Source organism: Kordiimonas sp. SCSIO 12603 (assembly GCF_024398035.1).
Lineage (GTDB): Bacteria > Pseudomonadota > Alphaproteobacteria > Sphingomonadales > Kordiimonadaceae > Kordiimonas.
This window is the reverse complement of the sequence record NZ_CP073748.1, coordinates 3,263,826-3,289,180: the sequence shown is the minus strand read 5'-3', so window position 1 is coordinate 3,289,180 and position 25,355 is coordinate 3,263,826. Positions and strand designations below refer to the sequence as shown.

Sequence of the window (25,355 nt, the reverse complement as noted above, 5' to 3'; positions counted from 1 at the left end):
TGGCAGGACCATCGTAGCGACAGGGCATGACACAGAAACAAAATACACCAGATGTTGTTGTAACTGCTGATGCTGTTGAAGGTAGTTGGGTTTACAGAAACGCGCCAAAGCGGATGCGGCCATACCTTAAGCTTGCACGTATGGATCGGCCTGTTGGTACATGGCTTCTATTATGGCCTTGCTGGTGGTCAGTGGCTTTAGCACTTGGTGGTGAAGTGAGTGTTGAGCCTTTTTATTATGTGGTGCTGTTTGCCATTGGTGCGCTTGCTATGCGCGGGGCTGGGTGTACCTACAATGATATGGTGGACCGCGATTTTGATGCTCAGGTTGACCGAACTAAGAGCCGGCCGATTCCCGCTGGTGAAGTAAGTATGAAGCAGGCGGCAGCCTTTCTGGGGGTCCAGTGCTTGCTTGGTTTGCTTGTATTGCTGCAGTTAAACAGCTTTGCAATTGTTGTTGGTGCTTCATCTCTTCTTCTTGTGGCAGGGTATCCCTTCATGAAGCGGATTACCTATTGGCCGCAAGCTTGGCTGGGCCTGACCTTTAATTGGGGAGCGCTTGTTGGTTGGGCTGCTATGCAGGGAAATCTGACTGCCGCACCAATAGTTATGTATGCAGGTACCATTTTCTGGACGCTGGGTTACGATACTATTTATGCGCATCAGGACAGGGAGGATGATGCTCTTGTAGGTGTGAAATCTACAGCTCTGGCACTTGGCGAGAAAACTGGTTCTGCCCTTAAGGTTTTTTACAGTATTTTTATTTTTGCGTTAATAGCTGCGGGATACCTTGCAAACCTTGGAGAATTCTATTACATCGGCATCACCTTTGCTGCTGTGCAGCTTTGGAGGCAGATTGTTCGTGTGGATATAAATGCCCCGGATGTTTGTCTTGAAGTTTTTCGTTCGAATATTTCTTTTGGCTGGATCGTATTTGCCAGCCTGCTTGCGGGGCAGTTTTTACCGCGCTTTCAGGAAATTCTCGGGTGATTGGTGTAATTAATTTTTCTTAGGATTTTCCTTATGGATATCAGCAAGATTTCTATTGGCGAAAACGCTCCGTGGGACGTTAACGTAATTATCGAAGTACCTGCTGGCACAGAGCCAGTGAAATATGAGCTGGATAAAGATTCCGGTGCGCTGTTTGTAGATCGCATTATGCACACATCTATGCGTTACCCTTGTAACTATGGCTTTATCCCTCACACACTTGCTGATGATGGTGACCCTGCAGATGTAATCCTTGCGAACCACACACCAATTATGCCTGGCGCTGTTGTACGTTGTCGCCCACTTGGTGTGCTGATTATGGAAGATGAAGCTGGCATGGATGAAAAGCTTCTTATGGTGCCTGTTGATAAACTACACCCATTCCACAGCGATGTTCAAAGCTATGAAGAACTTCCAAAGATCTTCCTGGACCAGATTGGTCACTTCTTTGAGCACTATAAAGACCTTGAAAAAGGCAAGTGGGTTAAGATTGTTGGTTGGGATGGCCCGGAAAAAGCAGCTGAACTAATCACAAAATCTATTGAAGCTGCGAAGAAGTAAATTTCTTTTGCCATTAAGAATACGGAAAGGGCCTCAGGTTGAGGCCCTTTTTTGTTTAGTGGTATTTGCTTGGATACCAATGCTCGTTACACCGCTTTACATATTCCAGAAGTGATGGATATTCCTTGATCGTATCGGCTAGCTTCGCTGGCAGTGCTGTGGTTTGAGCCAAATTTACCAGCACACCATAGGCAGAAGCATCAGCTGTTGAAGGTTTATCTCCAAACAGGAAAGGTTTGTCACCAAGTTGTGCCGCTATCGCATCAAGGTCGGATTTTGCGAGCGTATGAATCTCATCATGGGTATGGCGACCAATCCCATGGCCATTTAAGTTCTGTTTTACGGATTTAAGGGCAACACCGGGGATAATATATTTAAGTGGGAACGGCATGCTTCCGAACCAGAATTCCTTGGTGTGAGGCCAATTATCTTCGTCGATCCAGCGATCATATACCAGCGCCCAGTAAAGTCGTTCATCAATTAGCTTGGTGAAGGCATGGCACTGAGCTTTTTCTTCGGCACTTAGGTGCGCGTCAAAAGTAAAGCCTCTGGCTGTCTCTATATGTCTTTTAATGAATTCTGAATCTGCAATTAGCTCGTTTCCATCCCGTACTACAGGGGCTTTGCCTTTTGGCATGCCGCGCGGATCATCAATATCTTCAATATTATATGGTATTCCTGCCATTTTTAGCAGTACTTCCGCTTTTACACAGAAAGGGCTGAAGTTTGGCACCTCTTCGGTGGTTCGAAATTGCAGTAATGTTAGTTTGTCAGTCATTGTCATCTCCTCGCCTTGATGCACTATGTCATAAAACGTGAAGATGACAAAAAATGTCAGTATGGGCATGGTTTATACCCTTAAACGATAGGTATATATTGCGGTGAAACGTGCGTTTATTCATTTTGCCGCAGATTAATTGCGGTACTCCGGAGGATATCATAGGTTCCTTCCCATTCTTTAGGGGGAGAAACCGATGAAATTCTGTCTTAAAAGCGCAGTGTGTGCAGTGGCGATAATGACATGTGGAGTACAAGCTCAAGAGGCTACTAGTGTAACAGCACAGGATATTGTGATTGGGCAGCAATATATGTTTCAGTCACCGTATCTTGAAAAAGAGCAGGCTTTGCAAATTGCATTACCAGCAAGTTATGAACAGGAAGAAGAAAGAAGCTATCCTGTACTCTATGTGCTTGATGGGCAGTGGCAGTTCCAGCACGCCGTAAGTTTTGTAAACAGGCTTTCTTCAAAGGGGTTTATTCCTGAGCTTATTATTGTAGGCGTGCCGCATTCAGATCAGCAAAACAGCCGTTATTTTGCGGGCTCGGAAACTTCAGAAAATGTATTGGCTTTTCTGAAAGAAACGGCGGTTCCCTATGTGGAAAGTAATTACCGAACTCGAGGAGGTAACACGCTTGCAGGATGGGCATATACAGGTGGCTTTGCCATTCATGCTCTTCTTAAGGCGCCTGATACCTTTGAGGCAGCGATTACCTCAAGCCCGTTCCCTGTGGCAAATTACGAATCTTATACAGGTAAAACATCGGCTCAATTACTTGCTGAACTTGAAGCATTTGAGCAAAATAAATTCCTTTCGTTTGGTGCGGATACGACCGAAAGCCCTGTGATTGAAGGTACCCAAGCTCTTGCTGGAGTTTTGGAAGAGAGTGCACCTTCAAATCTTGAATGGCACTTTACCGAAACGACAGGAGAAGAGCACATTACAACGCCGCATGTGCTTTTATACTCTGGCCTTAGAAAGCGCTTTGCTGATTATGGCGACCCTATTTTCAAAACCATGGAAGAATTTAAGGCGTTTGGTGGTCTTGAAGGCGTGAAACGTTTTTACCGAGCTCGTGGTGACAAATACGGCGTTTCAAAAGATGTATCAGAGGATGGAATTTTCTGGATGGCACGTATTGCTATGCAGAATGATGATGTAGCCTTGATGGACCGCCTGCGTGCGAACTTTGATCGGTATTTTGCACGCCAACGGGCATATTGGATCAATGCCTATGCACAATTCTATCTGAAACACGGCAAAGCTAGAGCTGCTGTGAAAATGTATGAAAGGCTTGTTGCACGCTTCCCATCTTCAGTTGGCGCTTATGCTGGCTTGGGGGAGGCCTATGCCGCGGCTGAGCGCACAGGGCAGGCAAAGAAAATGTATGAACGTGCAGTTGATCTAGCCAAAGATAAAAAAGACGAACGCTTAAACGAACTGCAAGAAAAGCTGGCAGCTCTTAAGTAAATTCTAGTAGCCCGGATTTGGGCTACCAATCGTAGCTATTGATTTCTGTTTGGCGAAGAACCCGGCGGTACGGCATAGGCGCTCGATTAGTGATCGCAGTCATTGCGCGGTCAAAGATGCCCACTTTTGTGCGCGCCCAGCGAACACCACGTGCAGCAGAGGGGGTGCTCGGGATCAGGAACATTAGGCCGATAACAAATAAAATCAAACCAAATGGGATTGGTGTTAACATACCAATCACACCGAAAAAGCAGAGCGCTCCACCGATTATTCGGCACATAATGCGCATCATGGGGTTTCTCCTGTCGCAGTCATTTTATTATAGATATCTTCTATATATAGTATGCACATATTGTGGCTTCAACAGGGCAACATAAAAGGTAATCTATATCGAACACAGAAATATTAGTTGCACATGTAACTATTAATCGATATTTCAACCTTCAGCGCGTGTGAGCGTGTGTTTTCGGCTCATTTGATTGGGAGACACCAATGCGGAAGATTTACGATAGTGCAGAAAGTGCACTTGAAGGTCTGCTTTTTGATGGCATGACTATAATGGCAGGTGGTTTTGGCCTGTGCGGTATTCCGGAAAACCTGATTACGGCAATTCATAAAGATGGTGCCAAAGATCTTACAGTTATTTCAAATAACTGTGGTGTGGACGGTTTTGGTCTTGGCGTGTTGCTTGATGCCAAACAGATCAAGAAAATGATCAGCTCGTATGTGGGCGAAAACAAAGAATTTGAACGCCAGTATCTGGAAGGTGAACTTGAGCTTGAGTTTAACCCGCAGGGTACGCTTGCAGAGCGTATTCGTGCTGGCGGTGCAGGTATCCCCGGTTTTTATACAAAAACGGGTGTAGGTACTGTGATTGCCGAAGGTAAAGACCACCGGGATTTTGGTGGTGAAACATTCATCATGGAAACAGGTCTTGTTGCCGATGTTTCTATTGTGAAGGCCTGGAAAGCAGATACGGAAGGTAACCTTGTTTACCGGAAAACGGCTCGTAACTTTAACCCAATGATGGCAACAGCTGGTAAAATCACTGTTGTTGAGGTGGAAGAGATTGTGGAAGCGGGTGAGCTTGATCCGAATCATATCCACACGCCAGGTATTTACGTGCAGCGTCTTATCAAGGGGAACCACGAAAAGCGTATTGAACAGCGCACCGTTCGCGAGAGGGAGACAGCATAATGGCTTGGGATCGTAACCAAATGGCTGCTCGGGCTGCACAGGAACTGCAGGACGGCTTTTATGTGAATCTGGGTATTGGTATTCCAACGCTCGTAGCGAACTATATTCCTGCAGGTGTGAATGTAACGCTTCAATCGGAAAACGGTATGCTGGGTATGGGACCATTCCCATATGAAGATGAAGTGGATGCCGACCTGATTAACGCAGGGAAGCAAACAATTACCGAGCTTGATACTTCTAGCTATTTTTCATCTGCGGATAGTTTTGCAATGATCCGCGGTGGCCATATCGACCTCTCTATCCTTGGTGCGATGGAAGTTGCTGAAAATGGCGACCTCGCAAACTGGATGATCCCAGGCAAAATGGTGAAGGGCATGGGTGGTGCCATGGATCTTGTTGCCGGTGTGAAGCGTGTTGTTGTGATTATGGATCACACCAACAAAAAAGGTGAAACCAAACTGCTGAAGGCATGTTCACTGCCGCTCACAGGTACAGGTGTTGTAGACCGTATCATTACAAACTTTGGTGTCTTTGATGTGGTTGAAGGTGGCCTTAAAGTTGTTGAGCTTGCTCCAGAGGTAACGCTGGATGAAGTTAAAGCCGCGACCGAAGCGACTATCGTTTAACTTTGTAATATGCTTCTGAATGAAGAAAGCAGCCTTCGGGCTGCTTTTTTATTAGCAAAGTTTGCAAAATTCCTTTGATGCCTTACTTAGCTTTTTGTACGGTTTAAGACGTTACGTCAGGGGGAGTGCAGGCAATGGGGTTTCAGGCAGACCTACCAGCATTTGCAGATCGAGATGAAATCAGAGAATTGCTCGCTATTTGGTATAAGTGGGCAGACGGAAAAACTGTTCCCAACCGGGAGCAGATGAACCTCAGGGATATTAGTAAGTATCTTGATTGTGTCATGTTGTTTGACGTGATTTCCCATGCCGAGATTAATATTCGGTATTTTGCCAGTTTATATATGGATTATTTCGGTGCCGATTATACGGGCAGAAATTATCTGGAAGTAACCGAGCCAGCTCTAAGGGAAATGCGTGCAGCGCGTATGATGAATGTTGTGTCACACCCATGTGCTGCCGTTTGGACTACTCTTGGTAAGCATGAAGGAAAGATGCAAGAGTATACGGTAGGCTTATCGGTTCCAATCATCGCTTGTGAAAAGGGATTGAAGCCTATGCAAATGTTGCAGGTATGCTTCCCTCTTGCTGGTCGTGAACGACCATCTTTTTCGGATCAGCCAATTGCAAATGTTACAGTAGCAAATAATCATATGTATGTGGATATTGGCGCTGGTGTGCCCCAGACTGTATCTTGAGTGATGGAAGATAAGACACGCTTAAAAAGAGATTTGATTTATATACTTTAAAGACAAAAGTGAAAAGCGGTGAGCGTATTGCAATGGAACTTCAGATAGGATTACCTGCATTCGCAGAAAGTACAGAACTTCGTCATATATTGTCTACTTGGAGAAAGTGGGCAGGTAATGAGTTGCTGCCGTTGAGAAAAAACGTGAACTTAAGAGATATCAGCCAGTATCTTGATTGTCTTCTATTGCTTGACGTTATTTCTTATGAAGAAGTTCGTATTAGATATTTCCCCAGTTTATACATGGATTTTCTGGGCGCTGATTACACAGGGCAAAATTACCTTGATGTAACAGAAGCCAAGCTTAGAGAATTGCGCGCTAAACGTTTCATGAATATCGCTAATAAGCCTTGTGCTGCAGTATGGACTACTCAAGATGTGCAGCTGTGGACTAACCGCAAGCAAAATACATTTCAGGATTATGCTATTGGTATCTCACTGCCCATCATGGCAAGTGAAGATGGATCGAAGCCAATGCAAGTGATGACAATATGCGTTACCCCCGCTATGGGGCAGAGGCCTGCCTTCTTTGAGCAGCCTAAACACACCGTTGCGCTTGCGAACTTACATGAATATGTGGATATCGGTGCAGGGGTGCCACAACCGGATTGAAGCAGTTGGCAGAGGGGCCTGATGCGCGGGAAAAGCACATCAGGCTTAGTTTTTGTTAACCTGCAGTGCCGCCTACAGTTAGGCCGTCAATTTTCAGGGTAGGTTGCCCCACACCAGCAGGGACTGTTTGTCCGCCCTTACCACAAGTGCCAACGCCATTATCCAGTTTCAGATCATTACCGATCATGGAAACATGTTTTAGTACCTCAGGGCCACTGCCAATAAGCGTGGCACCTTTTACAGGTTCGGCAATTTTGCCGCCACGTACACGGTATGCTTCCGTACAGCTGAATACAAACTTACCTGATGTGATATCAACTTGGCCGCCACCAAAATTCACTGCGTAAAGACCGTCATCTACACTAGCCAAAATTTCAGCTGGGTCTTTATCGCCTGCCATCATGAAGGTGTTCGTCATACGAGGCATTGGCGCATGCGCGAAACTCTGCCTGCGGCCATTACCAGTTGGGGTCATGCCCATGAGGCGTGCGTTCAGGCGGTCCTGCATGTAGCCTTTTAGAATGCCGTCTTCGATCAGAACAGTACGTTCCGTTGGTGTGCCTTCATCATCAACTGACAGTGAACCTCTGCGGCTATCAATAGTACCGTCATCAACAACAGTGATACCGGGGGCTGCAACACGTTCACCCATAAGACCAGCGAATGCGGATGTCTTCTTTCTATTGAAATCACCTTCAAGGCCATGGCCTACAGCTTCATGAAGAAGCACGCCGGGCCAGCCAGGGCCAAGAACAACAGTCATTTCACCAGCGGGTGCGTCAACGCTTTCAAGGTTTACATTAGCTTGGCGAATAGCCTCGTTCACTTGTGCCTGCCAGTGCGCTTCATCAAAAAGGAAATCATAAGATTGTCTGCCACCGGCACCTTCATTACCGGCTTCTTGTCTATCGCCTTCACCAAGCACTACAGAGACGTTCAACCGTACCAGTGGGCGGATATCTCTGACGCGGTGACCATCGGCACGGATGATTTCTACAGCTTGCCAGCTACCAAGAATAGAGGCACTTACCTGTCTGATCCGGTCATCTTGTGCGCGAGCATATTCATCAATTTCTTCAAGAAGTTTTACTTTACGGTCAAACGAAATGCCGCCAAGCGGGTTTTCGTCTGTGTAAAGCTGTTTGTTAGTACGCGCTGGAGCAAGGCTCATACTGCCATCATGGCCGCTTTTTACTGCACGAACAGTGTTTGCCGCACGTTTAATAGCGGCTTCCGAAAGTTCATTTGAATGTGCATAGCCAGTTGATTCGTCTGCTACGGCCCTAAGCCCAAATCCTTGACTCGAATCAAAAGAAGCCGCCTTCAGGCGCCCATCATCGTATGAAAATGATTCTGATTGAGTGGATTCGAGATAAATTTCCCCGTCATCCATACCGGATAAAGCTTCAGAAACGAGAGATTCTGTACGTTTTTCATCAAGTTCTGATTGCTCAAAAAAGAAATTAAGCGATGCAGGGGCATCGGTCATGGCTGTACTCCGTGATCTTTTTACAAGCTTTTGTGCGACAAAAAGACGCAAACCAAGCTGTTATCTATACGTAAGCATGGTACTCTTGCGCATACAAAACAAGCGTTTGAATAGAAATTTTAACATTTTTGGCAGAAAAATGTCCGTAACAGTGCTCTCAGGCTTGAGCCTGCGACAACGTGTCGTTATAACGACGGTTCATTATGCCAGCTGTGAGGACCTTTAGGGGTTTTGTCAGAGCAGCTGGTCCCCGGTAGACTTCAGGGTAGGTTGTCTGCAGGGTGCCCGTGTTAGGGGTAGGAAATAAAAGGAAAGCAGAACTATGAGCGTTAAAAGGCTTACCGCCGGTTTGATGGCTGCATTCACAGCTATGATCGGTTTTACGGTTAGCGCCTTGGCTGAGGGGCCGCTTGGTCAACCTCACGAGAAGGGGCTGTGGCTTCAGGAAGCTGCAAACGAGCAGGCCGCTAAGGTTGGTGCGTTTAACATGGAACTTCTTTGGATCATCACTGTAATCACAATCTTTGTGTTTGCGCTGATGTTCTATGTAATGTTCCGTTACCGTGCGAAAGCGAACCCAAATCCATCTAAAGTAAGTCACAACACAGTGATTGAAATTATCTGGACTGGCGTTCCAATCATTATCCTTGCGGTGATCGGTGCAACTTCACTACCGCTTCTTTATTATCAGGACGTTGTTCCTGAGACAGAGTTTGCGATCAAGGTGACAGGTAACCAGTGGAACTGGACTTATTCTTACCCGGATCATGGCGATATTGAGTTCACATCTCTACTTGTGCCTGACAGTGCATTTAAAAATGCTGATGAGCGCGCAACATACGAACGAGATCTTTCTGCATTCCTAGGCCGTCCAGCAAAACTGAACGCACGTCTTCTTGATACAGATAACCGTCTGGTTGTTCCTGTGAATACGAAGATCAAGGTTCAGCTTACCGGTTCTGATGTGATCCACGCTTGGACTGTTCCAGCGTTTGGTGTGAAGCTTGATGCTGTACCAGGCCGTTTGAACGAAACTTGGTTCGAAGTAGACCATGTTGGTACATACTACGGTCAGTGTTCAGAGCTATGTGGTAAAGACCACGCTTACATGCCGATCGCAGTAGAAGTTGTTTCAAAAGAAGATTTTGCCAAGTGGGTAGAGCTAGCGAAGCTAAACTATGCTGACGCTGCTACTACACAGCTTGGTCGCTAAGGAGAGAAAGTAATGGCACACGCAGACCCAACTGGGTGGAAGCGGTGGGTACTTTCCACCAACCACAAAGACATCGGTGTGATGTATCTATGGTTCGCATTTTTTGCGGGCGTGATCGGCTTTGCTATGTCCGGTCTGATGCGTATGGAGCTTATGGAGCCGGGCGTTCAGTTCCTTCCTAGCGTTCTAGGCATCTCTGAAGAAGAAGCGCGTCACATGTTTAACGTGCTGACAACTGGTCACGGCCTTATCATGGTATTCTTCATGGTTATGCCTGCTCTGATTGGTGGCTTTGGTAACTATTTCGTACCGCTAATGATTGGTGCGCCAGATATGGCGTTTCCTCGCATGAATAACATTTCTTTCTGGCTTATGCCTCCAGCGTTTATTCTGCTGCTTCTTTCTACTGTTGTAGAAGGTGCGCCGGGTGCTGCTGGTTTCGGTGGCGGCTGGACCGCATATGCACCACTATCAACAACTGGTCACCCTGGTCCTTCAATGGACTTAGCGATCTTCTCGCTTCACGTGGCTGGTGCTTCTTCGATTATGGGTGCGATTAACTACATCACAACTATTTTCAATATGCGTGCTCCGGGCATGACAATTCACAAGATGCCGCTGTTTGCTTGGTCAGTACTGATCACTGCATTCTTGCTTCTTCTGTCTCTGCCTGTACTAGCAGGCGCGATCACAATGTTGCTGACTGACCGTAACTTCGGCACAACATTCTTTGATCCTGCTGGTGGCGGTGATCCAATTCTGTTCCAGCACCTGTTCTGGTTCTTTGGTCACCCTGAAGTATACATCATGATCCTGCCTGCATTTGGAATCGTGAGCCACATCATTTCTACATTCTCTCGTAAGCCGATTTTCGGTTACCTTGGAATGGCGTATGCGATGGCAGCGATCGGTTTCATCGGCTTCGTAGTGTGGGCGCACCACATGTACACAGTTGGCCTTGATGTAGATACAAAAGCTTACTTCGTAGCTGCGACAATGGTTATTGCGGTTCCGACAGGTGTGAAAATCTTCTCTTGGATTGCAACAATGTGGGGTGGTTCCATCACCTTCGAAGTACCAATGATGTACGCTATTGCCTTCATCCTTCTGTTTACAGTTGGTGGTGTGACAGGCGTTGTACTTTCAAACGCTGGTGCTGATATTGTTCTTCACGATACTTACTATGTGGTTGCTCACTTCCACTATGTACTATCGCTTGGTGCAGTGTTTGCGATCTTCGCTGGCCTCTATTACTGGGTTGGTAAAATGTCTGGTCGTGAATACCCGAACTTCCTTGCGAAGCTTCAGTTCTGGGTAACATTCGTAGGTGTGAACCTGATCTTCTTCCCGCAGCACTTCCTAGGTCTGCAGGGTATGCCACGCCGTTATGTTGATTATCCAGATGCGTATGCATACTGGAACTACATTTCGTCTATCGGTTATCTGGTAACGCTTGCTGGTGTTGTATTGTTCATGGTTGTTATGGGTATCACACTGTCTCGTAAGAAGACTGTGGCGGATAACCAGTGGGGCGAAGGTGCTACTACGCTTGAGTGGACACTATCTTCACCTCCTCCATTCCACCAGTTCAACGAACTACCAAAAATCAAGTAAGTTGAGTAGGAATTGGAACGTTGGCTGATAGTCTAACATCCACGATTAAAAGTGATCTTCCTGCCTCAGGGCAGGAAGCGGAAGCAGGGGACTTCATCGCATTGTTGAAGCCTCGTGTTATGTCACTTGTGATCTTCACCGCATTTGTAGGATTGATTGCGGCTCCTGGTTCTATGAACCCGGTTATCGCAATCGCTGCTATTGTGCTGATTGCCATTGGTGCGGGAGCCTCTGGCGCCCTCAATATGTGGTATGATGCCGATATTGATGCGGTGATGGATAGGACAGCTAAGCGCCCAATCCCTGCAGGAAGAGTAACCCCGGGTGATGCCCTTGGGTTTGGTCTTACACTTTCAGTGGCTTCAGTAATTCTTCTGGGGCTGCTTGTTAATGTAACATCCGCCATTCTTCTTGCGCTTACGATTTTCTTTTATGCTGTTATTTACACAATGTGGCTGAAGCGCCGTACCCCACAGAATATTGTGATTGGTGGTGCTGCAGGTGCATTCCCTCCGATGATTGGTTGGGCTGCTGTAACTGATAGCGTAACAATCGAAAGCATTGTGCTTTTCGGTATTATTTTCCTCTGGACACCGCCTCACTTCTGGGCGCTCTCTCTCTTTATCCACAAGGATTATGAGAAGGTGGGGGTGCCTATGTTACCGGTCGTGGCTGGGGAAAAGGAAACCAGAAAGCAAATTCTTCTATACAGCCTTTTGATGGTGCCTTGTGCTATAGCGCCTTACTTTATGGGCTTCGCTGGCCCTGTATACGGTGTGGTTACATCGGTACTTAGCGCTTGGTTCCTTGTGCTCGCCTTCTATGTATGGCGCGGCAATGAAAAAGCCTACAAGAAGCTGTTCCTGTTTTCGATTTTATATTTGTTTACTGTTTTTGCAGTACTTGCTGCAGAACGTGTTGTTATGGGGCTGATCTAATGTCAGGCGATGATAAATATTCAGAACTTCACACCAAGATGAAAAAGCGTAACCGCGTTCTCGGTGCGAGCCTGTTTATCTTTGTTATCTCTCTTGCTGTGATCAGCTATTTCCGTATTAAGGGCCTGACACCATAATGAGTGCTGAGAGCAAAAATAAAAAAGTAGCTCTGATGGCTGGTGGTGTTGTGGTTGCAATGCTGGGTATGGCTTATGCCGCTGTGCCGCTTTATGATCTGTTCTGTAAAGTAACAGGTTACGGTGGTACGACGCAAAGGTCTGAAGAACTGGCATCTGTAAATACTATTAACCGGGATATGCGTGTTCGTTTTATCGCGAATACCCACAGAGATATGCCTTGGGATTTTGCCCCAATGCAGATTTCGCAAACACTGAAGGTAGGCGAGCAGGGGCTTGCTTATTATGAAGCTTATAATCCAACTGATAAAACACTAGTTGGGCGTGCTACATATAATGTGGCACCACATAAAGCGGGCAGTTATTTTGCGAAAGTAGATTGTTTCTGCTTTACCGAGCAGATTTTGAAACCAGGCGAACGGGTTCAGATGCCTGTAGTCTATTATATTGATCCTTCGATTGATGAGGATCTGAATTTGGATGAAGTTACCGAAGTAACACTTTCATATACATTCTTCGTACTGGATGACGAAGAAATGGCGGAAGTGCTTGCTGGTCGCTGATTGATTTAGGGAACTAGGAATGCCGGATTTTCCGGTATTTTGTCAGGAGAAATTTTATGGCGGGCGAAGTTAAACACGACTACCATCTGGTAAACCCAAGCCCATGGCCTGCATTTGTATCATTCTTTGTATTGATCATGATGGTGGGTGCTGTGTTCGCAATGAAGCCAGAAGCTGAGCTTTTTGGCGCAAGCGGTTGGGGTAGTTATGCTCTAATTATCGGCTTTCTAGGTACGGTTTACGGTTCTATCGCTTGGTGGAAAGACGTAATTCACGAAGGTGAAACAGGTGATCATACACCTGTAGTTCAAATTGGTCTGCGCTACGGCATGATCCTGTTCATTGCTTCTGAGGTAATGTTCTTTGTTGCTTGGTTCTGGGCGTTCTTTAACGCTTCACTATATCCAGCACTGCCCGTAGATCCGGCTGATCTATTCTCATCCCTTGGTCAGGAAGCTGTATGGCCACCAAAAGGTATTGAGACATTTGATCCGTTCCACTTGCCTTTGATCAACACACTCATTCTTCTACTATCTGGTACAACAGTAACATGGGCGCACCACGCTATTGTTGAAGGCAACCGTGAAGCGGCGAAACAGGCGCTTTGGCTGACAGTTGCTCTTGGCCTGATCTTCTCTGTAGTTCAGGGTTATGAATATAGCCACGCTGCGTTTGGTTTCTCTGGCAACATTTATGGCGCTACATTCTATATGGCGACAGGTTTCCACGGCTTCCACGTATTCGTTGGTACAATCTTCTTGGCAGTATGTTTGGGCCGTCTATACAAAGGCCACTTCAAAACTGATCATCACTTCGGTTTCGAAGCAGCTGCTTGGTACTGGCACTTTGTAGATGTTGTATGGCTATTCCTGTTCATCTGCGTATACATCTGGGGCGGCCAATAATCCGTGGCTGACCAACAATCAGATCAAGTTGAAGAAACCGATCGAGAGCAATCTCGGTCGGTTTCTCCGTATAAGGCCGGGCTTTCCTGCAAATGCCCGAACTGTGGTGACGCACCTATCTATAACGGTCTTTTGGAACTTCGAGATGTCTGTGAGAATTGCGGATTTGATCTAAGTAAAGCAGATGCGGGTGATGGGGCTCAGATATTCGTGATCATGATCCTTGGGGCGCTCTGTGCTATTATCGGAGCATATCTCTATGCAGCGATCGGGTTACCCATGTGGGCTATTATGATCTTTCTGATTGCTATGATCATTGGTGGTACCATCTGGCTTCTTCGAGTTATCAAAGCAACTTTAGTAGCGTTGCAATTCCATCATGATGCTCATGAAGGCCAGTTAACAGACGAAGGTTAAGAGTTATGGCAGAGAGGAAACGTTTTCAGCCGGGTACAGGTCTTACTATTGCAACCGTTATCTCGCTTATTATCCTAAGCAGTCTTGGTACATGGCAGGCGCGTAAAGTTGGCCCGAAAACAGCTATGCTTGCGCAGATTGAAGAAGGGTTAACTGCTGAGCCAATCAAGCTGCCCGTACATGTGGATGACCCAGCTCAACTAAATTACCGCAAAGTTTACTTCTCGGGCACACATGGTTCCTCAGAACCGCTTAAGCTATTCGGCACCAATGTTGATGGAAAGCCGGGTTACTATCTGTATAGCCCTGTTAAAACTACGTTCGGAATGGCAGTGTTGGTTAACTGGGGTTGGATACCCATGACCGAAGATATTCTACCAGAACTGCCTGTGGGTGATGTGAGTATTACAGGCGTGCTGCGGACAAGTGCCGAAGCTTCAAGTTTTACTCCTGCAAATGATCCAATTGGTAATGCATGGTATGTAGCCAACGTACACGAAATGGCAGATGCTTTTGGTCTGCGAACCAAAGAATATTATCACTTCCGGGTATTTTCTGATCAGGTAGGTGCCAAGGGAGGTTTGCCTCTTGGTGGACAGGTACGGGTAGATATCCCAAACAATCATCTTCAATATACGATCACTTGGTTTGGTTTAGCTGCTACACTTCTGGCCATCTATATACTTTTTGGCCTGAAAAGAGGTCGTGGGAATAGTTGAGGCTTGCGCTTTGACGCATCACAAATTATGACTAGCTCTGCGCAATAATTGTAAAGCTGAGAGTATTAATCGTGAAATATATTTCCACGCGCGGCAAGGCCGATGTTTTAGATTTTGAAGGTGTAACACTTACAGGCCTTGCCCGTGATGGCGGCCTCTATGTACCTGAGGAAATTCCCAGCTTTACGGCAGAAGATATTCGGTCGATGCGAGGCCTTTCTTATGCTGATGTCGCTTTCAAAGTCATTCAGCCATTTGTTGCGGGTTCCGTTTCTGATGTTGACCTGAAAAAAATGCTGGATGCAACATACGGCGATGCATTTCGGCATAATGCTGTTGCCCCGATAGTGCAGCTTTCCCCCAATGATTGGCTTTTAGAGCTGTTCCATGGTCCAACATTGGCGTTCAAGGATTTTGCGCTACAGCTTCTAGGGCGCTTTTTCGACCACTTTACGGAAAAGCGTGATGAGCAACTGACTATTCTTGGCGCTACGTCTGGAGATACTGGTTCTGCAGCGATTGAAGGCTGTCGTGGGCGTGACAACGTGCGCATATATATGCTTCATCCCAAAGATCGTGTTTCTGATGTGCAGCGCAAGCAAATGACAACAGTACTTGAACCGAATGTGGTGAATATTGCTGTTGAGGGTACCTTTGATGACTGTCAGGCACTTGTGAAAGCGTGTTTTAATGATCTTGCATTCCGCGATAAGGTTGGTTTGACGGCAGTGAATTCGATTAACTGGGCCCGGGTGATGGCCCAGATCGTATATTATTTTACATCTGCTGTAGCGCTAGGTGCGCCAGATAGAAAAGTTTCTTACAGTGTTCCCACGGGGAACTTTGGGGATATTTTCGCAGGTTACATAGCAAAGAATATGGGCCTGCCAATCGAGACATTAGCGATTGCTACGAACAGCAATGATATTCTTGCTCGTACACTTAATACCGGCACATATGCTTCTGGTGAAACGCATGCGACGCTTTCTCCGAGCATGGATATTCAGGTTTCAAGCAATTTTGAACGCCTGATTTTTGACCTTACTGGACGTGATGGCGATATGGTGCAGAGTTATATGGATAGCTTTGTGAAGGATAAATCCTTCAGTTTGTCACCTGACCATCATGCGATTCTTAAAGATAACTTTGTTGCAGACCGGGTAGACGACGCCACGACAAAAGCGGTTATGAAGCGTATTTTTGAAGAAAATGGTTATATTTCAGACCCTCATACTGCTGTAGGCATTGAAGTGGCGCGTACAAGCCTTGATTCTTCTGCAGTTCCGAATATAACACTCTCCACTGCGCACCCTGTTAAGTTCGGTGCTGCGGTAGAGGAGGCGTGTGGTGTTGTTCCAAATCTTCCTCAGCATATGGCTGATCTTTATGAGCGTGAAGAACGCTTCGAAGTGCTGCCAAATGATAAAAAGACGTTGCAGCGAAGAATCTTGGAAGGAAACGGCTCTTGACCGTTCAGGTTACCACCTTATCAAATGGCCTTCGGGTTATTACAGAACACCGTGCAAGTTTGGAAACCGTATCTATTGGTATCTGGACAGATGTTGGAGCAAGGCATGAGCCTGAGGCTCTGAATGGTATTACGCATTGTCTTGAACATATGCTGTTTAAAGGCACCAAGACCCGGTCTGCTAAAGATATTGTATTGGGTATCGAAAGTGTGGGTGGCCATATTAATGCATATACCACTCGTGATAATACCACCTACTACGCCCGTGTTCTGAAAGACGATCTTTCCATGGCACTTGATGTGCTATCCGATATTGTTATGAACAGTGTATGCGATCAGAAAGAACTGGATCGGGAAAAAGAAGTAATCCTGCAGGAAGTAGGGCAATCTCTTGATACTCCAGATGATGTAATCTTTGATCATCTCCAAGGTATTTCATACGGTAATCAGGCAATTGGGCGCCCGATACTGGGCACTGAACAAACAATTCGCTCTTTCACGCAAAATGATTTGTTAAGCTATCTTTCAACAAATTATGTTGGCGCCAACACTGTTGTTTCAGCTGTTGGATATTTGGACCATGATGCGGTTGTTAAGGCGGTTGAAGAGAGAATGGGCCATATGCCGACTGGTGTAAAGCAACGTGCAGAGCAGGCGGTCTATACTGGTGGTCGAAAAATAGAAAAACGTGACCTTGAACAAGTTCACATTGCTGCGGCTTGGCCAGGCACTTCTTTTCATGATGAAAATTATTATGCGGCACAGGTTTATTCCACAATCCTAGGAGGGGGCATGTCCTCTCGTTTGTTCCAGGAAGTGCGAGAGCGTAGAGGCCTGGCTTATTCGGTTTACAGTTTTACAAGCAGTCATCAGGATACAGGGTTGTTTGGCCTTTATGCAGGTACAGGCCCTGATATGGTTGATGAAATGATCCCTGTAATTCAGGCTGAAATGGCGGCGCTAGCTGATGGGCCTGAAGAGCAGGAATTTAATGTCGCAATCGCGCAATTGAAGGCAAGTTTGATGATGGCGCTCGAATCGACAACATCGAGAATGGAACAACTTGGGCGACAATTACTTGTTTTTGATCGCGTAATCCCTGTTGAAGAAATGATTGCAAACGTAGAATCTGTATCTGTGGAGCAAGTAAGAAATATTGGCACAACAATCATTGATCAGAACCAAACTTCTATTGCAGTGGTAGGTAACGGAAACTTTGATACAATTAGTTTTTAATTGTTTCTTTTACATTTGCTTTTTCTGAACATTTAATCAGTTGAATTAATAACTGTACTAGGTTTCCCTGATTGCTCGGGGTTGGTGCAAATGGTAGTATCCCCACAACGTTTGGGGAGAAAATTAATTGTTGTGTCCTGAGATATGCCTGTTTTTAGGCTATTGGTATTCCTTGTGTAAAGGTAACAGCGTTCCGCAAAGAGGGCAATTAGACCTGCGAGAACTTACAAGTATTTTACCTTGGATGTTTATTTTAGAAATGGCACCTGATGGTGCGCTTAGATACCGCCTTGCTGGTTCGGCACTGGAAAGTGCCATGGGCCGTGGTATGGCTGGCAGAACCTACAGTAGTGTTTTCTCTGAAACAGAACAGGGCTCTGTTATGGAAGAGATGTACGCAACAGCGCTTGTCCAAGGATGTGGTATTCTAAGAACAGGTACCTTTCAAATTGAAGCTGACTCCAATTTTGATTTGGAAGTTCTATCACTCCCATTCATTGAAGAACGAGCGATGGGTGGTGTTATTATGGTTGGTGTGGTTCGACCATTCGAAGTGAATAATCAAGGCTTTATTGATAAGTGGGGAGGGTTCGAACAGAGCTTGCAACAATTGCTTGTGGTGCCGTCACCTAGAGCGCTTATGGAAGAGCATTTGTCTAAACGTGTAAAAGATTTGCTGGATAACCTGAAGGTAACTTTACGGGCAATAGATTTGCCTAAAGTGATTGAGATTGATCGTAAAGGCCAGCATCAGCTTTACACTGCAATCCCATCACTAAGTTTAGCTAATATTGATACAAGTTTTCAGCATCATTAATCAGGCGTGACCTGCATCTGTGGAAAGCATAGATATATTCACGCCCAACTTTGCCATTGCACGTGGCCATTTTTGCTCAAAATCAGTGTTGAAAATAATCTCTTCATCAGCCTCTGCAGTAAGCCAGCTGTTAGCAATGATTTCGTCTTCCAACTGACCAGGGCCCCAGCCTGCATAACCAAGAGCTAACAGGTTGTGTATTGGTCCCTTGCCTTCAGCCATAGCGCTCAGGATATCGACGGTTGCAGTAAGTGCCAATGTTTCACTAACAACAAGCGTGCTGTCCTGAACAAAATCTGCGGAATGTAGAACAAATCCTCTACCCGGTTCCACAGGGCCGCCACGATGAACTGGAATGTCTGGCGTATTCGGATGCGTTTCAATGTTTAACTGTGTGAGTAGTTCTTCGAAGTTAAGGTTTTCTGCCTGTTGGTTAATAACCAGTCCCATAGCGCCAGATTCGTCATGGGTACATAAATAAATGACTGTTCTGTCGAACCTTTCATCCGTCATGCTTGGCATTGCGAGAAGAAGTTTACTGTCTAAGAAATTCGCTGACGTCAACGTCGTGTCCTTTTGTTATTTATGCATAGTTTACTCTCTCAAGGTAGGTGAAGCAATGAAGCAAATGAGGTGTTTATTCTGTTTAGTTCCTTTAATCTGACGAGTTTGTGATAAAAGGCGATTGGAGAATGTAAGGGTGCTCGCTTATATAAAAGGAAAATTTGCCGGAGAATAAATGTGCGATTGTTTGTAGTACTATTGGTGAGTGCAATTCTGTCAGTGAAGAGTTATGCCTCGGAAACCAAATGGCATGATCATGACGGAATGCTTCAAACACGTGTTGTGGCGACAAGTATGTCTGATGATGCGGGTAAGAAGTTGCTGGCATGGGAAGCGAAGTTAGCCCCAGGTTGGAAAACTTATTGGCGTTCTCCGGGTGAAGCAGGCTTACCTGTGAAGATATCTTCGAGTGGTGAACAGATTGAAGTATTATATCCATTCCCAGAACGCTTCGAACTTTTTGGACTTGAGACATATGGATACGGCAAACAGGTTATTATGCCGTTCTATGTTGATGCACAATCTGCTGAGGTACCTGTGAAGGTAGACTTTATGGTCTGCAAGGATATCTGTGTGCCATTTAATATAGACTATATGGTTGATACATCCGGTGCAGACGATTCTATTCATGATATTCGCGTGTCCAGTTGGATGGATAAAGTACCAGCACGCGTAGGTGATGATGGTGCAGGCTTAGAAGTTTTATCTGCTAAATTGGTCGGTAAAATGGGGCATCAAAAAGTTGTCGTCGATGCAACAGGTTCCGGTAACCTAACAAACGCAGATATGCTTGCGGAAATAGGCACTGTTGCTCACTTTGGGAAGCCGAAGAAACGTATGTTGCCTGATGGAAAGACGGTTCGTTTTGTTCTCTCAGCTCAAACGGGAAATAAGAAGATTGATCTCAAAGGTAAGCAAGTTCGTTTGAGTTTTACTAACGGTCGTGGTGCATCCATCGAACGGTTTATTGATCTGTAACATCTTAATTATGTTCATCAGGGGAATAATCTTTTACTCTGTCCCCTGAAATTTTAATCCTGAAACGGTAAGGGGTGATTATGACTATTCAAGTTGGCGATAAAATTCCTGCAGCAATGCTAACAACAATGACAGCAGATGGACCAGCGCCAATCGCGACAGAAGAATATTTTGCAGGCAAGAAGGTTGTAATCTTTTCTGTGCCGGGCGCGTTTACACCAACATGTTCCGCTAAGCACCTACCAGGCTTTATTGAGCAGGCAGATGCAATCAAAGCAAAAGGTGTTGATGAAATTGCCTGTTATGCTGTGAATGACGTATTTGTAATGCATGCATGGGGCGAAAACACAGGCGCTGGTGATAAAGTGACAATGCTCGCAGACGGGAATGGCGATTTTACGAAAGCTATTGGTCTAGAGATGGACGCTTCTGGTTTCGGTATGGGACTTCGGTCGGTTCGTTTCTCCATGATTGTTGAAAACGGTACGGTGACCGAGTTGAACGTGGAAGAGCCGGGTGCGTTCCAAGTATCTAGTGCAGAGCATGCGCTTGGGCAGCTGTAAGTTGTTATAAAGTAATTGTTTTTTAAGGGGTGGCTTTGGCTGCCCCTTTTTATTTGCCTTGAAAATACATATATAGGTTTTAGGGATAACCTTCCAATTAGGGGGAATTATATGTTTGAGATGTCGGAAATCGTTGTCGGGCTAGTAGGTTTGCTGGCGGTTATTTTTGTCTTTTCCGCGGTTGTTACAGTGGGGCAGGGCTTTGAATATACCGTTGAAAGATTGGGTAAATATACAAAAACCTTGAAGCCGGGCCTTCATATCATTGTGCCGTTTATTGAACGTATCGGTAGCAAGATGAATATGATGGAACAGGTGCTTGATATTCCTACGCAGGAAGTGATTACCAAAGATAATGCGATGGTAGCTGCTGATGGCGTAGTGTTCTTTCAAGTTCTGGACGCTGCGCGCTCAAGCTATGAAGTAAACAATCTGACACTAGCCATTTTGAATCTTACGATGACCAATCTTCGTACAGTGATGGGGTCGATGGATCTTGATGAACTGCTTTCTAAGCGAGATGATATTAATGCACGCCTGATGAATGTGGTGGATGAAGCAACGCAGCCTTGGGGTGTGAAAATCACACGTATTGAAATCAAGGATATCGCACCACCAAGAGATATTGTTGATGCTATGGCGCGCCAGATGAAGGCAGAGCGTGATAAACGTGCGTCTATTCTTGAAGCTCAGGGCATGAGAGAGGCCGAAATTCTTCGTGCGGAAGGTGAAAAGAAAGCTGCCGTACTAGAGGCAGAAGGGCGTAAAGAAGCAGCCTTTAGAGATGCTGAAGCCCGTGAGCGTGAAGCGGAAGCTGAGGCGAAAGCTACAGAAATGGTATCTAATGCGATTGCGGCTGGTGATAAGCAGGCGATCAACTATTTTGTGGCGCAGAAATATGTCGAAGCGCTTGGTAGTTTTGCAAATTCGCCAAACGAGAAACTGGTATTTATGCCAATGGAAGCTTCAAGTGTTATTGGTTCTATCGGTGGTATTTCTGAGCTTTTCAGTGAAGTGAAGAAAACCAAACCAACGAGCGCCAGCGGTATTCCTAATGTGGAGTAAGCTATGTTTGATTTTGCATGGATGAGTGAAAATGCCTATTGGCTGTGGTTATCTGCGGGTGTGTTACTGCTGGTAGGCGAGATGTTAATCCCGGGTGTTTATCTGCTCTGGATAGGTCTTGCAGGATTGGCTACTGGCATGGTTGCATGGCTGATGCCTGATATAGGGTTTGAAGGGCATGGACTGTTTTTTGCAGCTGTTGGTGCTATTTCGATATATGTTGGGAATAAGTATTTTTACTCTGCAGGTGACCAGCAGCCTGATCAGGAAGTGAACACGGCAGGTCAAGATCATGTGGGTAATATTTACACTGTCGCTAAAGCGATTGAGAACGGCCGTGGCCAGGTTTCTGTAAGAGACAGCTTGTGGCTTGCGGAAGGCTCAGATGCTGCGGTTGGTGATAAAGTTCGCGTAATTTCTGTAGAAGGAACGGTTTTAATGGTTGAACCTGCTGCCGAATAGCAGCAAAGATAGCCATATGAACTTTAAAGCGATATTGAGATCACGCGTTGCCGCGTGGTTGACAAGTGAAGCCAGATTAAATGGAAAAAGACGCCGTGCAGAATTTGTGCGGCGTTTAGCGCGTAGACCTCATGAAATTCTCTATTTTCACCGCGCTGATGACCCTTATTGCCAGTTGATGGTTCAGGTTTTGCCTGAAATTGCTTACCGTTTTGATGTAAAAATCACGCCACTCGTTGTGGAAAAACTCCCTGCTAATATGTACCCAGATCCAGCACGGTTCGAGGGCTATAGTATCATTGATGCTGCTCGTCTTGCCAAACTGTATGGATTGGGTTTTCCTGCAGCTGCCAGTGTTCCAGATCGTCTTAGCGTGGGGATGGCTAATCGTTATCTTGCCAGCATACAGGATGATCCCAAGTTTTTCTCAATCGCACAGGAAGTTGGTGCCGCTCTATGGCGGGAAGATCTCTTAACAGTAAGAAAGCTCTGTGTTGTCGCTGATATCGATGAGCAAATGCTATCTAACAATGAGCGGCGGTTACGTGAACTTGGCCAATATTCAAGTGCGTCCCTTTATTATGAGGGCGAATTCTATGTGGGAGTGGATCGGATCGATCACCTTGAACGCCGTTTGAACAGATTGGGGTTAGGTGATGGTGAATGCCATTTTGATCTGACGCGTATTTGGCGACATAGATTGGAAACACTGGATAAGTCTGTTGCAGGAAGAACTGTAGAGTTTTTCTTTTCTGTTCGAAGCCCATACAGCCATTTGTCTTTGCAACAAGTTGGTGAATTTGCCGAGCTTTCGGGTGTTAAGCTGAAACTCAAGCCTGTCATGCCTATGTTGATGCGCGGAATGAAGGTGCCTCCCACCAAGGGGCGTTACATTCTTGCTGATGCTGCAAGAGAAGCTCGGCTTGAAGATATTCCGTTTGGTAAGATTGTTGACCCACTTGGCCTTGCTGTGAAGCGGGCAATGGCTATTGGCTTTTCATTGCCTGATGACGAAAGCATGTTGAGATTTTTCAGCGCTTTCACCCGTGGTGTATGGGCAGAGGGTATTGATGGTACCACAGATGAAGGCCTGTTGAAGATCATTGCAAATGCAGGACTGCCTGCCAATACGCTAGGGCATGCCTTGCCCGAAGAAGTATGGTTTGAAAAGGCAGAAAAAAATATGAACGAGATGTTGGTTTATGGCAGTTGGGGCGTGCCAACATTCAGGGTGGCGAATGAAACCTTGTGGGGACAAGATCGTTTGTGGGCTATCGCAGAAATCCTAAAAAATGAATGATAGTTTGGCGGTCTTAAGCTTTTGAACTGATCTATATCTTTGGTTTATCTTAGCTTTACGAAAGATGTAAAGTTGGCTAGATCACTAAGTGTACACTGTAACAAAGATAAACATAACCTGAGGACATCATGGGGAAAACATCTGTAATTTCTACCAAGTTTATGAAGCTTGGTATTTCAGCTGCAGCGATGCTGGCTGTTTCTGCATGTGCGACCGTTTCAACAAACGACCGTGCTGGTTCAACAAATAAGGCTCCTGAATTTAGTGCTGAGCGCATCAAGGCGGATATTGCTTTTCTGTCGGATGACCTTTTAAAGGGTCGTGATACAGGTAGTGAAGGGCACCGTGTCGCTGCGAAATATGTAGCAGCAGAGTTTGCTCGCCTGGGTGTGAAACCAATGGGGGATAACGGAACTTACTTCCAGGAAGTTCCTTTCCAGAACGCTCGCATCAATAAAGATGTGTCAAAGGTTGCTGTTACAGTTAATGGTGAAACCAAAGAATTGGCGTTCGGTGATGAATATTTGATGTCTGGTAGTGTGCGTGACAGTAAAGGCACTGCCGCTGGCGATCTTGTTTTTGTGGGTTATGGTATCCACGCCCCAGAAGCTGGTCATGACGACTATGCTGGTCTTGATGTGAAGGGTAAAGTCGTTGTTCTTGTAAGCGGTGCTCCTTCAGATATGAATACAGAAGTGCGAGCGCATTACCGTTCAACTGCAACTAAATCACGTGCCGCAGCGGAGCTTGGTGCTACTGGTGTGATCAGCGTATTTGCGAGTGAGGAGCAGCGTCCATTTACTTTCTATAAGCGCTTTATTGACCGTGATCGTATGGATTGGCAAACCCCTGACGGTAAAGAAGTGGGTGGTAAAACCGTGGGAGCGAGTGCTGCTGTCAGTCACGCTGTTGCTAAGGAACTTTTTGCAGGTGCTGCTACTTCTTTTGAAGACGCTCTAAAAGCAACACTCGAAGGTAATGCAAAGCCTGTGGAGTTGAAAGCTTCTGCATCTCTTGTGAAAGATAGTATTCTTTCCGGTGAATTCACCAGCCCTAACGTTGTTGGTGTTATTGAAGGGTCTGACCCGAAACTGAAGAATGAGTATGTAGTAATTTCTGCACACCTTGATCATATTGGTGTTTCTGAAAATGCTGAAGGCGAAGATAAGATCAATAATGGTGCGCTAGATAATGCTGCTGGTGTTTCCACCATGCTCGAAGTAGCTCGTGCCTATGCGAATGGTGAGAAGCCACGTCGTTCTATTCTGTTCACAGCTGTAACGGCGGAAGAAAAAGGCCTACTTGGAGCGGGCTATTTTGCAAACTTCCCAACAGTGGATAAGCCAACAATGGTTGCGAATGTAAACCTTGATATGCCGCTTATTCTTTATGATTTTCAGGATGTGATTGCATTCGGCGCAGAACGTTCAACACTTGGTCCAATTACTGAAAAGGCTGTGGCTGAAATTGGCCTTAAACTAAGCCCAGACCCGATGCCTGAACAAGGTCTGTTTACGCGTAGTGACCACTACCGTTTTGTTCAGCAAGGTATTCCTTCTGTATTTCTTGTGACAGGTTTTGAAACGGATCCGTCTGGTAAAGTTGGTGGTGAGATCTTCAGGAATTTCTTAGGTCATGAGTATCATTCTCCAGCAGACCAGATCACGCTTGATATTGATTATGATGCAGGTGCTAAGTTTGCACATGTAAATTATCTAATTATTAAAGCGATCGCGAATGAAGATGAGCGCCCTTCTTGGAATGAAGGTGATTTCTTCGGTGAAACATTCGGTAAGTAATATCTAGAATATAAAGTAATAAAGGGGTGCAGTTTTGCATCCCTTTTTTTATGTCTGAAGATATCTGGAATATAAAATCAAAGATTGCTTTGATAAGTAATTGTTTTAATATAATCCACATTCCTT

Annotated in this window: 28 protein-coding genes; 24 read left to right on the top strand and 4 right to left on the bottom strand. The window is 45.7% G+C overall.

From position 1 onward, the window contains the following. Positions 1–26: 26 nt before the first annotated feature. Positions 27–989, top strand: a complete 963-nt coding sequence (gene ubiA / locus KFE96_RS15415) for a 4-hydroxybenzoate octaprenyltransferase (RefSeq protein ID WP_255833435.1) — start codon at positions 27–29, stop codon at positions 987–989. Between the two features lie 33 nt (positions 990–1,022). Beyond that, a complete protein-coding gene (ppa, locus tag KFE96_RS15410; RefSeq protein ID WP_247016678.1) occupies positions 1,023–1,550 on the top strand; it encodes an inorganic diphosphatase in 528 nt (175 codons plus the stop codon). Positions 1,551–1,605: 55 nt separating this feature from the next. Here the strand turns inward: ppa and KFE96_RS15405 are convergent, their stop codons facing one another. Next, positions 1,606–2,328 (bottom strand): glutathione S-transferase family protein, encoded by a 723-nt coding sequence (locus KFE96_RS15405; protein WP_255833434.1) that lies wholly within the window; start codon positions 2,326–2,328, stop codon positions 1,606–1,608. Between the two features lie 196 nt (positions 2,329–2,524). On the opposite strand from KFE96_RS15405, the gene KFE96_RS15400 reads away from it, so the two are divergent. After that, on the top strand, positions 2,525–3,799 hold the full coding sequence (locus tag KFE96_RS15400) for an alpha/beta hydrolase-fold protein (RefSeq protein ID WP_255833433.1): 1,275 nt from the start codon (positions 2,525–2,527) through the stop codon (positions 3,797–3,799). A gap of 22 nt (positions 3,800–3,821) precedes the next feature. On the opposite strand, the gene KFE96_RS15395 is transcribed toward KFE96_RS15400, so the two are convergent. Next, positions 3,822–4,091 carry a hypothetical protein gene (locus tag KFE96_RS15395; RefSeq protein WP_255833432.1) on the bottom strand — a complete coding sequence of 90 codons (270 nt, stop codon included), beginning with the start codon at positions 4,089–4,091 and terminating at the stop codon, positions 3,822–3,824. A gap of 200 nt (positions 4,092–4,291) precedes the next feature. Between KFE96_RS15395 and KFE96_RS15390 the strand changes: the two genes are divergently transcribed. From KFE96_RS15390 to KFE96_RS15375, 4 genes are all read left to right on the top strand, one after another. Beyond that, on the top strand, positions 4,292–4,996 hold the full coding sequence (locus KFE96_RS15390; protein ID WP_255833431.1) for a CoA transferase subunit A: 705 nt from the start codon (positions 4,292–4,294) through the stop codon (positions 4,994–4,996). Beyond that, positions 4,996–5,622, top strand: coding sequence for a CoA transferase subunit B (locus tag KFE96_RS15385; RefSeq protein ID WP_255833430.1), 627 nt, complete (start codon positions 4,996–4,998; stop codon positions 5,620–5,622). Before KFE96_RS15390 ends, KFE96_RS15385 begins: the two co-directional genes overlap by 1 nt. Before the next feature lie 134 nt (positions 5,623–5,756). Continuing rightward, entirely contained in the window at positions 5,757–6,320 is a 564-nt protein-coding gene (locus tag KFE96_RS15380) for a PAS domain-containing protein (protein WP_247016664.1), read from the top strand. Positions 6,321–6,379: 59 nt separating this feature from the next. Further along, complete coding sequence (locus KFE96_RS15375) at positions 6,380–6,982, top strand: PAS domain-containing protein (RefSeq protein ID WP_255833429.1); 603 nt, start codon at positions 6,380–6,382, stop codon at positions 6,980–6,982. A 55-nt stretch (positions 6,983–7,037) separates the two neighbouring features. On the opposite strand, the gene tldD is transcribed toward KFE96_RS15375, so the two are convergent. After that, a complete protein-coding gene (gene tldD / locus KFE96_RS15370) occupies positions 7,038–8,471 on the bottom strand; it encodes a metalloprotease TldD (protein ID WP_255833428.1) in 1,434 nt (477 codons plus the stop codon). A 322-nt stretch (positions 8,472–8,793) separates the two neighbouring features. Between tldD and coxB the strand changes: the two genes are divergently transcribed. The 11 genes from coxB (at position 8,794) to KFE96_RS15315 (ending at position 18,498) form a co-directional block, all read left to right on the top strand. Beyond that, positions 8,794–9,684: a cytochrome c oxidase subunit II gene (coxB, locus tag KFE96_RS15365; protein WP_247016658.1), complete on the top strand. Its 891-nt coding sequence runs from the start codon at positions 8,794–8,796 to the stop codon at positions 9,682–9,684. A gap of 12 nt (positions 9,685–9,696) precedes the next feature. Continuing rightward, entirely contained in the window at positions 9,697–11,298 is a 1,602-nt protein-coding gene (ctaD, locus tag KFE96_RS15360) for a cytochrome c oxidase subunit I (RefSeq protein WP_255833427.1), read from the top strand. Positions 11,299–11,318: 20 nt separating this feature from the next. Then, a complete protein-coding gene (locus KFE96_RS15355) occupies positions 11,319–12,236 on the top strand; it encodes a heme o synthase (RefSeq protein WP_255833426.1) in 918 nt (305 codons plus the stop codon). Then, positions 12,236–12,373, top strand: a complete 138-nt coding sequence (locus KFE96_RS15350; RefSeq protein ID WP_247016652.1) for a hypothetical protein — start codon at positions 12,236–12,238, stop codon at positions 12,371–12,373. Before KFE96_RS15355 ends, KFE96_RS15350 begins: the two co-directional genes overlap by 1 nt. Beyond that, positions 12,373–12,936, top strand: a complete 564-nt coding sequence (locus KFE96_RS15345) for a cytochrome c oxidase assembly protein (protein ID WP_247016650.1) — start codon at positions 12,373–12,375, stop codon at positions 12,934–12,936. The genes KFE96_RS15350 and KFE96_RS15345 overlap by 1 nt, the downstream gene beginning before the upstream one ends. Before the next feature lie 56 nt (positions 12,937–12,992). Then, entirely contained in the window at positions 12,993–13,841 is an 849-nt protein-coding gene (locus tag KFE96_RS15340) for a cytochrome c oxidase subunit 3 (protein ID WP_247016648.1), read from the top strand. 3 nt (positions 13,842–13,844) lie between these two features. Further along, complete coding sequence (locus KFE96_RS15335; RefSeq protein WP_255833425.1) at positions 13,845–14,258, top strand: DUF983 domain-containing protein; 414 nt, start codon at positions 13,845–13,847, stop codon at positions 14,256–14,258. Positions 14,259–14,263: 5 nt separating this feature from the next. Beyond that, positions 14,264–14,977 (top strand): SURF1 family protein, encoded by a 714-nt coding sequence (locus tag KFE96_RS15330; protein WP_255833424.1) that lies wholly within the window; start codon positions 14,264–14,266, stop codon positions 14,975–14,977. A gap of 71 nt (positions 14,978–15,048) precedes the next feature. Beyond that, positions 15,049–16,446 carry a threonine synthase gene (gene thrC / locus KFE96_RS15325; protein ID WP_255833423.1) on the top strand — a complete coding sequence of 466 codons (1,398 nt, stop codon included), beginning with the start codon at positions 15,049–15,051 and terminating at the stop codon, positions 16,444–16,446. Further along, on the top strand, positions 16,443–17,681 hold the full coding sequence (locus KFE96_RS15320; RefSeq protein WP_255833422.1) for a pitrilysin family protein: 1,239 nt from the start codon (positions 16,443–16,445) through the stop codon (positions 17,679–17,681). Before thrC ends, KFE96_RS15320 begins: the two co-directional genes overlap by 4 nt. Before the next feature lie 127 nt (positions 17,682–17,808). After that, entirely contained in the window at positions 17,809–18,498 is a 690-nt protein-coding gene (locus tag KFE96_RS15315) for a PAS domain-containing protein (RefSeq protein WP_370650521.1), read from the top strand. On the opposite strand, the gene KFE96_RS15310 is transcribed toward KFE96_RS15315, so the two are convergent. Further along, positions 18,499–19,062 (bottom strand): YqgE/AlgH family protein, encoded by a 564-nt coding sequence (locus KFE96_RS15310; RefSeq protein ID WP_247016636.1) that lies wholly within the window; start codon positions 19,060–19,062, stop codon positions 18,499–18,501. It lies immediately after the preceding gene. Positions 19,063–19,239: 177 nt separating this feature from the next. Here KFE96_RS15310 and KFE96_RS15305 point away from each other — a divergent pair, with 177 nt between their 5' ends. From KFE96_RS15305 to KFE96_RS15280, 6 genes are all read left to right on the top strand, one after another. Next, a complete protein-coding gene (locus tag KFE96_RS15305; RefSeq protein ID WP_255833420.1) occupies positions 19,240–20,040 on the top strand; it encodes a protein-disulfide reductase DsbD domain-containing protein in 801 nt (266 codons plus the stop codon). Positions 20,041–20,120: 80 nt separating this feature from the next. After that, a complete protein-coding gene (locus tag KFE96_RS15300) occupies positions 20,121–20,603 on the top strand; it encodes a peroxiredoxin (protein ID WP_247016632.1) in 483 nt (160 codons plus the stop codon). Between the two features lie 111 nt (positions 20,604–20,714). Next, a complete protein-coding gene (locus tag KFE96_RS15295) occupies positions 20,715–21,668 on the top strand; it encodes an SPFH domain-containing protein (protein ID WP_255833419.1) in 954 nt (317 codons plus the stop codon). Between the two features lie 3 nt (positions 21,669–21,671). Next, the gene (locus KFE96_RS15290) at positions 21,672–22,130 is read left to right on the top strand and encodes an NfeD family protein (RefSeq protein ID WP_255833418.1); all 459 of its coding nucleotides are present in this window, start codon (positions 21,672–21,674) and stop codon (positions 22,128–22,130) included. A 16-nt stretch (positions 22,131–22,146) separates the two neighbouring features. Then, positions 22,147–23,430, top strand: coding sequence for a DsbA family protein (locus tag KFE96_RS15285; protein ID WP_255833417.1), 1,284 nt, complete (start codon positions 22,147–22,149; stop codon positions 23,428–23,430). A 128-nt stretch (positions 23,431–23,558) separates the two neighbouring features. Next, positions 23,559–25,229 (top strand): M28 family metallopeptidase, encoded by a 1,671-nt coding sequence (locus KFE96_RS15280; RefSeq protein ID WP_255833416.1) that lies wholly within the window; start codon positions 23,559–23,561, stop codon positions 25,227–25,229. The last annotated feature ends 126 nt before the right edge of the window (positions 25,230–25,355 follow it).